The organism is Candidatus Bathycorpusculum sp., assembly GCF_009778815.1.
Classification (GTDB): Archaea; Thermoproteota; Bathyarchaeia; order Bathyarchaeales; family Bathycorpusculaceae; genus Bathycorpusculum; species Bathycorpusculum hydrogenotrophicum.
Genome location: NZ_WRFL01000094.1, coordinates 1 through 7011 on the forward strand (window position 1 = coordinate 1; position 7011 = coordinate 7011).

General features: G+C 45.9%; 11 protein-coding genes and 1 pseudogene. 9 read left to right on the forward strand and 3 right to left on the reverse strand.

From position 1 onward, the window contains the following. The 3 genes and pseudogenes from ileS to FWF39_RS11520 all read right to left on the reverse strand — a co-directional run. Nucleotides 1–2640 (reverse strand): isoleucine--tRNA ligase (gene ileS, locus FWF39_RS11510; RefSeq protein WP_343383584.1); only part of this gene is annotated, 2640 nt, incomplete at its 3' end. A gap of 118 nt (nucleotides 2641–2758) precedes the next feature. After that, nucleotides 2759–3367: pseudogene (locus FWF39_RS11515) on the reverse strand (G1 family glutamic endopeptidase); the annotation flags it as partial. A gap of 33 nt (nucleotides 3368–3400) precedes the next feature. After that, nucleotides 3401–3589: a hypothetical protein gene (locus FWF39_RS11520; protein ID WP_343383585.1), complete on the reverse strand. Its 189-nt coding sequence runs from the start codon at nucleotides 3587–3589 to the stop codon at nucleotides 3401–3403. A gap of 148 nt (nucleotides 3590–3737) precedes the next feature. On the opposite strand from FWF39_RS11520, the gene FWF39_RS11525 reads away from it, so the two are divergent. The 9 genes from FWF39_RS11525 to FWF39_RS11565 all read left to right on the forward strand — a co-directional run bounded on the left by FWF39_RS11525 (nucleotide 3738) and on the right by FWF39_RS11565 (nucleotide 6804). Beyond that, nucleotides 3738–3914, forward strand: coding sequence for a hypothetical protein (locus FWF39_RS11525; protein ID WP_343383586.1), 177 nt, complete (start codon nucleotides 3738–3740; stop codon nucleotides 3912–3914). Between the two features lie 4 nt (nucleotides 3915–3918). Further along, nucleotides 3919–4170 (forward strand): hypothetical protein, encoded by a 252-nt coding sequence (locus FWF39_RS11530; RefSeq protein ID WP_343383587.1) that lies wholly within the window; start codon nucleotides 3919–3921, stop codon nucleotides 4168–4170. Nucleotides 4171–4172: 2 nt separating this feature from the next. Then, entirely contained in the window at nucleotides 4173–4397 is a 225-nt protein-coding gene (locus FWF39_RS11535) for a hypothetical protein (protein WP_343383588.1), read from the forward strand. A 2-nt stretch (nucleotides 4398–4399) separates the two neighbouring features. Next, nucleotides 4400–4561: a hypothetical protein gene (locus FWF39_RS11540; RefSeq protein ID WP_343383589.1), complete on the forward strand. Its 162-nt coding sequence runs from the start codon at nucleotides 4400–4402 to the stop codon at nucleotides 4559–4561. Further along, nucleotides 4561–4758, forward strand: coding sequence for a hypothetical protein (locus FWF39_RS11545; RefSeq protein WP_343383590.1), 198 nt, complete (start codon nucleotides 4561–4563; stop codon nucleotides 4756–4758). Before FWF39_RS11540 ends, FWF39_RS11545 begins: the two co-directional genes overlap by 1 nt. Beyond that, entirely contained in the window at nucleotides 4755–4928 is a 174-nt protein-coding gene (locus FWF39_RS11550; RefSeq protein WP_343383591.1) for a hypothetical protein, read from the forward strand. Before FWF39_RS11545 ends, FWF39_RS11550 begins: the two co-directional genes overlap by 4 nt. A 550-nt stretch (nucleotides 4929–5478) precedes the next feature. After that, nucleotides 5479–5889 carry a hypothetical protein gene (locus FWF39_RS11555; RefSeq protein WP_343383592.1) on the forward strand — a complete coding sequence of 137 codons (411 nt, stop codon included), beginning with the start codon at nucleotides 5479–5481 and terminating at the stop codon, nucleotides 5887–5889. Between the two features lie 70 nt (nucleotides 5890–5959). Continuing rightward, a complete protein-coding gene (locus tag FWF39_RS11560; protein WP_343383593.1) occupies nucleotides 5960–6313 on the forward strand; it encodes a PadR family transcriptional regulator in 354 nt (117 codons plus the stop codon). A 5-nt stretch (nucleotides 6314–6318) separates the two neighbouring features. Beyond that, the gene (locus tag FWF39_RS11565; protein ID WP_343383594.1) at nucleotides 6319–6804 is read left to right on the forward strand and encodes a hypothetical protein; all 486 of its coding nucleotides are present in this window, start codon (nucleotides 6319–6321) and stop codon (nucleotides 6802–6804) included. Nucleotides 6805–7011: the final 207 nt, after the last annotated feature.

Sequence of the window (7011 nt, forward strand, 5' to 3'; positions counted from 1 at the left end):
AAATAGCTCTTCGAGGGTTTTTAGTGCTTGCAGAGTTTTTTCGGGTGCCACAACGATTGCTTTGCTTAGTGGCCAGCGGCGTTTGAGTTTTCCTTGTTGGCGTGCGGCAAAGGAAATTGAAACTGCCTTTAGGAGTACTTCGAATTGTTCTTCGAGGGTTGGGTTGCAGAGTTTTTGGTCTGGGATGGGCCAGGCTGATAGGTTTATTGATTCATGCAGGGTGGGTTCGAGGGGGCGGTAGATTTTTTGGTGGAGCATTTCGCTTAGAAACGGTGTAACGGGGTTGAAGAGTAAAGTGATTGTTTTTAGGGTGTGGTATAGCAGGGCGTAGATGGTTTGGCGGCGTTCAACGGTTTCGGGTTCGTCGGTCCAGAGTTCTTTGCGTATCATGGGTACATAGAGGCGGCTAAGGGTTTCGATGACAAAGTCTTCAAGAACTGCCACGGCGGTGTTGAATTCGCATCTGTCTATTTTTTGGGTGTATTGTTGGATTTTATTTTGTAGTACTGAGAGGAGCCAGTGATCGGCTGGTTGGAGTTTGTTTGTTTGGGTGGCCCATTGGAGGGAGTATTTTTGGGGGTTAAAGTTGTCAAAGGTTGCGTTTTCGCTAAAGAAGCGGCTTAGGTGGTAGAGGGTGGAGAGCACTTGGTAGCTTCGGCGGCTGAGTTCTTGTGTGTCAAAACTCATGAAATCCAGTGGTGAAGTTTTGCGCATCATATAGAAGCGGCACAGATCTGCACTGGTTTTAGAGAGCAACTCGTTTGTTTGTACGACATTGCCTAAGCTTTTGCTCATTTTTCGGCCCTTGGAATCTTGTGTTAAGCCTTGGAACAAAAAGGCCTTGTAGGGTGCGATGGGTTTGCCGGTTAGAATAACATATTCTAAGAGTAGTGAGTTTGCCCAGCCTCTTGTTTGATCAATGCCCTCGGTTAGAAACATGGCGGGTACAAATTTGGCTTCTTGCTCATCAGTGAAGCGTGCGTGGGGTGAGGCACCGCTGTTATGCCAGGTATCTAGTACAAAGTCTTCTCGGTGCATGGTTCCTTCGCATTTTTCACACTTTAGAGTGATGCGGTCTACCCAGGGTTTGTGTAGTTCAAAGTCTGCTGGGATGGGTTGTTGTGCGGATTCTATGAGTTCTTTTTTGCTGGCGACTAGGTGTTTGTGGTTGCATTTTTCACATGTCCACATTGGCAGGGGTGCACCCCAGATGCGTTCTCGGCTAATACACCAGGGTTTGCCTTCTTTTAGAAAGCCTAAAAAGCGGTTTTTAGGTTCTTCATAGAAGTATTCGACTTTTTCTGCTGCTTCGAGCACTTTGGCGTTTATTTTATCGGTGCGTAAAAAGTATTCCTTGCGTGCCAGCCAGACAAGTTTGTGGTGGCTGCGCCAGCAGGTAGGGTACTCGTGTTTGATTTTTTTTACTTTAACAAAACTGTTGCGGTTGCGCAGTTCCTCAACAACTAGCATATCAGCATCGCGGGCAAATACGCCTGTGAAAATTCCTGCGTCGTTGGTGAATTTAACCTCATCATCATAGGGTACAAATATAGGGACCTCTCGGCGCTTAGCAGCCCAAAAATCATCCTCGCCATTCCCCGGTGAGAGATGCACAACGCCTGTGGCTGTGTCTACCTCAACAAAGTCTTCTCCAACAACATGGTGCACCAGCGGGTGCTGTGTTTCAAGTTCGGCTTGTTTGGGAATTATATCTTTGAGCGGATAATCATAACCCATGCCTTCAAGAGTTTTACCCATCAGGGTCTCAACTATTTGATATTTGGTAATCTCCAACTCTGCCATGACTGCTTCGACGCGTTGGCGTACCATAATCCACACTTCGTCTCCAACTTGGACCTTAACATATTCTGCGTTTGGCTGTACCGCAAGCATGGTGTCGGTTATAACGGTGAAGGGCATGGTGGTCCATACCAAGAAATACTCATTTGGGGTGTCTGTGACTCTGAATTTAAAGTAGAGGCTGGGATCTTCAACTTCTTTGTAGCTGCCCTCATAACCCACCTCGGCACTGCTGAGGCTGGTTTGACATCCCGGGCAGTAGGCAACAACATAGTGGCCTTCTTCGAGCAGTTTTTGGTCCCAAGCGGCTTTGAGTATATGCCACTCCCGCTCGATATAGCTGTCTTGATAGGTCCAATAGGCTTTGTCTTGATTGATAGCTATCCCCAGTCTGCTATCGGCATCAAGCCACATAGTGTGATAGCGCATAATTGCCTTTTTACATTCCTCAATGAAGCGCTCCATACCATATTTCTCAATAGATTCACGCTTGTTACGCACCCCTAGGAGCTTTTCAACTTCGAGTTCAACTGGCAGACCCTGGCAGTCCCATCCCGCCCAAAACGGCATGTAGTAACCTTCCATGGTTTTCCATCGGTAGCGGATATCTTTCATAATACGTCCGCGGGCATGTCCAATATGGGGTATACCATTTAGTGTAGGAGGGCCCTCGATATATCCCAGATTACCTTTGATGGCTGGCGAGTCTTTTAGGGCTTCAAGTTTTTGGCGTATCTGATTTTTAATCCAGAATTCACGGATTTCTTTTTCAAGCTCAAGTGGTGTATAGTTTGGAGGCAAAGCAGTTTTGTTTTGGTCAGCTTCAGTTGGGGCAATCAAATCTATTACCGTAACGCAAAATACACCAAAAGACTATAAAAACATATAAACTACCAATCAACCAGCGCTACTTGGTTTCTTCTGATTAGCTGGTTTGTGTAGTGTGAGCGTAAATATGTTAGTCACGTTTGGCGTATTTAACGCTGAAGCCTTCCCCATCATCGTTGAGTGTTGAGGCTGATGCTAGGGTGGTGAGTTGATCGTTTGTCATGTAAACTCGAGAATGTGTAAAGTTGCCAATGACTCCTCTGGTGTTGCCTACATCTATCCAACAGTTGGTAAAGGTTATCGATCCAAAATCTGAGAGTTTTGAGATTTTGCCATTTACCATCACCCGTTCCATAATCCACTCCCCTGAGGATCGGGTTGAGTTGTAGACAAAGTTTTGGTTAAAGGTTTTATCATTGGTTAGATCAACTATTTGCATATTCCACTCGTTGGTTTCTGGATCTATAAGCGTAATTGATGCACTCACTATATCCCCTGGTGCCAAGGTGAAATTTTCAATTCGAATAGCATAATCGGGCAGCATCTCATACCATGCATGATAAGATTCCACTCCGCGATGAGCGTTGTGCTCTGTTCCAATCTGGATCAAAGTTTTATCAATCTGTCCCCCAATACCCACCCATGCTGATGAGTACCCATCGCCTGTGGTAGTGTTAACCTGCGGCACAGTCCATGACGCACTTACGCTTGTGACTTCACGTTGCTGATTATAACTACCTGAAACATTACTACTAAATAATGATTTATATGTTTATATAACTTTATTTTCTCCAGCTTTAGCCAGTAATTTTTTTATCAATTCTTCATCTTCTACAATTATTTCAGGTTGGTGTTTACGTGCTAAACTGAGGATCAGCTTGAACCCGTCGAGGCGTTTGTCTGTGTTTAGGTATTCTTTGATTATTTCTCTCTCATTAGGTGTTAGGATGTAGTTTCGCATGCTGGTTTGTCTCCCATATTTCTTTGACATAATCCATATATAAAGTTTCTTTAGTAGTTTATAGTGATTGGTATTTGTGATAAATACCTTTATTAGATACCAAAAAGTATTTGGTATTACTGACAAATACCAAGTGATGTGAGTAAGTATGGTTAATTTAACTGAGTTTGAAATTGAATTGTTTGGCCGGTGCGCCAATATTTTGCGCATCAGCCGCCACTACCCCGACCGTGTATTTTGCCGCTGGCACTATGACTGGACAGACTGCGACGGCACGTTGTGTACCCCCGAAAAGCGGGCCGCACCCGTAAGCCTGGAGTGGTAACAAAATGACCGCTCTATCGCCCATAGTTGTCACCCGTGAGGACAAAGAATTCACCGTAAAATACCGAACCCGAACCGAAAACAGCCCCCTCTACATCTACAAAGGCCCCCTAGCCTTCGAATACGTCAAACTCATCCGCATAAAACACGCCCTAACCAACACCGCCGTCTACGGCCTCTCCCTAATCAACAAAGCCAGCCCCTTCAAAAACATCCCCATAATCTGGCTAACAACCCAACAAGAAGAGGAGGCCTAACCATGCAATACAACAATGAGCTGCAAAACCGCGTCTACCGCCTCGCCAAACCCCTCGACCTAAAGGGGCTGCTAAACCAATACTGGATCCAAAAAGACAAAATCAACCGCCCCCAAACCACCCAAGACCAAAAAGAAGACCAAGCCGTCTTTGCTGTGATTGTGGATCTGCTCAAAGAACGCGGCGTCATGACGGGAACCTTACCCAACATAGTACCGGAGGCCTAACCATGGAACTGCCAAAACAAGGCTACGTCGAAATATGTAGCCACTGCGGAACCGCCGTTAACGATGTGTCTGTTTCCCGCGGGGAGGTGGTGTATTTGGGGTTATGCGATGAATGCATCAAAGACCCCAAAATCAACCCTTGGGCACCGGAGGCACCCCCGTAATGCAGCCTCCTACTCTGCGTGTCTACAAATGCGACATCTGCGGCCACACCTTCACACACCTCGACAAAACAGGCGAGTACCACAACGTAAACCTAAACAACGACCCCAACATTCGATTGCTCCGCTGTATTTTCTGCAAAAGCCTCTGCATCAAAGAATTCACCCCCGAGGTTGCTCAGGAGACCCCGCCCCAATGACCCCGTTTAAGTATCAGTGTCTGCGCTGCCTCTACCTCTTTAGCACCCCTTCGCGGGTAACTCTTGATTGGTCAGCTAAAAACGGCAGCTACTACCGCGAGACTGAAGATGCCTGCCCCAACTGCGGCTCACTCGAGTTTGCTTTTGCTGCGGAGGTCTCTTTGCTGTGACCTGCCCCGTCTGGGATCGCTGTCTGGCAAGGTGCCGCAAGGCGCGCAAGTGCCTCGATCGCGGGCAGTACTGCCGGGTTAAGGTGTTGATTTTAAAGATTGAGAACACCGCCGCCGCGCCCTCCTCCTCGTCTGCTGTTGTCCTCCCCTCCTGACCTTTTTTTAAAGTCACTGTTAAATGTACTGCTCTAAATACAATTCTCCGTGTAATATTAAACTATAATTATATTATATTATATTATATTATTATATTATATTATTATTATTTATTATTCTATTTTATAACCTATACATTCACAGACACGGGGGGGGGTAGAGAGGGGGAGGAGGGGCCTTTCCCATATCTGCTTTCTTTCCTTCTGCATCTTTCTACGTCTTTAAAAGACACATCTAAAAAACCTCTAAATCAGAAATAAACCTTGATTTAGGCTCTAATTTTTGGGTTTTTTAAAAAACACAAAAAAGGCGCTTCCTCTGCATGCTTTCTACGTCTATAAAAGACATATCAAAAAAGACTCCAAACACCAAACAAAGCATAATTTAAGCTTATTTGACCATTTTTTTCCGTTTTTCTGCTTTCTACGTCTACAAAAGACATATCACCCCTCACCCAACAAACAACAAAAACCAAACCCTACAGGAAACAAACATGGCCACAACGCCGCAGAAAAACAAAGAACACATCATCAAAAACGCAGTCAGCATAACCTACATCAAACGCGAACTCCAACAAATAAAAAACCAACTCCACGAAGTGCAGAGCACCCACTACAAATTCGAACTCAACCACATCCCCCACATCCAAACCACCCTCCAAAACATCGAAACACGTTTAACCCATCTTGAAACAAAAACCAACGACGCACACCTCAGTTTTCGCGATAAACTCGCCCTCTACACCACCATAACCGCCAGCCTAGGTCTTGTCATAGTCGAGGTCATAAAACTCCTGCTTCCCTAAACTGATCTGTCTTTTTGTGATATATCGCGACCTTTATTATTTACGCGTCTCTCTACTTTAAGCGAGTCATATGACCCCACAATCCAGCCTCAAACCACACAAATTACTCACAGACTTCAACCGCCTCTACATACTCACCCAACTCTACTCTGGCCCCCAATACGGCTACCAGCTCATATCCTCCGCCCAAACAACTCTTAAAAAAAATCTCAGCCCCAGCGCCGTCTACCCCTTTCTTGAGCAGCTCGAAACAAACGGATACCTCACCCACACCACCACACTCATAGGCGAAAGACAACGCAAAACCTACCAGTTAACCCCCAAAGGCCAAATGTTGTGTCTGGAACTCTTTAGCCGCTTCAGCGAAATCTTCGCCCCAGCATTCAGCGCCAACAACAACTCCAAATCTAACCCAACACAGTGATCTTGATGGATCCGCTCTCAATGGCAGATTTTTATCCCGACCAATACAAAACATCCAAACCCAAATCCAACAAATCTAAAATGTTACCAAACGTTACCAAATTCAGTGCCCGCGAACTAGGTGATATTGAGCAAATTAAATTCTACCTCGAACAAAAATATACCTATGAACAGATTGCAGAGAAACTGGGCTGCCACCGAGTCGTGGTTAGCAGAAAAATTGAGAAGTGGATGCGCACTGTGGATTTTGATGATTGGGTGAATCGCTGGTGGCTGCGTCTTGGTTTAGAGTTGAGCGAGGATCCTGAAACTAAACCGGGAGTGTTTCGTCAGCTTACTCGTCTCAAGGGGCTCAAGGAGACGCGGCAGACTAAAATCGAGTTAAAATCGCAAAGTACCGAAAAGGTTGATGTCAATCTCCGCAGCAGTAGTGTCCGAGTTGAATTGGCCCGATACGAAGCCCTTATCCGAGAAACAGAATTCACGACTTAAATCCAAAACTGATCTGTTTATCCAGACGGTTTTGGAGAATCCCTACATACTGCACAAACCCCAAATCTTAGCGGATGGGCGGAGTCCGCAGACGGTGGCGCTTTTGCAAAAGAGGCTCGAGGTACTCTATGGGGGTGCGGCTGGAGGCGGCAAATCCGATTGGCTTTTGATGGCGGCCCTGCAGTATGCCGCTGAGGAGGATTATTC

Coding starts and splice junctions, on each gene's coding strand:
- FWF39_RS11520 (WP_343383585.1), bottom strand. CDS start 3,589: ATGCGAAACTACATCCTAACACCTAATGAGAGAGAAATAATCAAAGAA.
- FWF39_RS11525 (WP_343383586.1), top strand. CDS start 3,738: ATGGTTAATTTAACTGAGTTTGAAATTGAATTGTTTGGCCGGTGCGCC.
- FWF39_RS11530 (WP_343383587.1), top strand. CDS start 3,919: ATGACCGCTCTATCGCCCATAGTTGTCACCCGTGAGGACAAAGAATTC.
- FWF39_RS11535 (WP_343383588.1), top strand. CDS start 4,173: ATGCAATACAACAATGAGCTGCAAAACCGCGTCTACCGCCTCGCCAAA.
- FWF39_RS11540 (WP_343383589.1), top strand. CDS start 4,400: ATGGAACTGCCAAAACAAGGCTACGTCGAAATATGTAGCCACTGCGGA.
- FWF39_RS11545 (WP_343383590.1), top strand. CDS start 4,561: ATGCAGCCTCCTACTCTGCGTGTCTACAAATGCGACATCTGCGGCCAC.
- FWF39_RS11550 (WP_343383591.1), top strand. CDS start 4,755: ATGACCCCGTTTAAGTATCAGTGTCTGCGCTGCCTCTACCTCTTTAGC.
- FWF39_RS11560 (WP_343383593.1), top strand. CDS start 5,960: ATGACCCCACAATCCAGCCTCAAACCACACAAATTACTCACAGACTTC.
- FWF39_RS11565 (WP_343383594.1), top strand. CDS start 6,319: ATGGATCCGCTCTCAATGGCAGATTTTTATCCCGACCAATACAAAACA.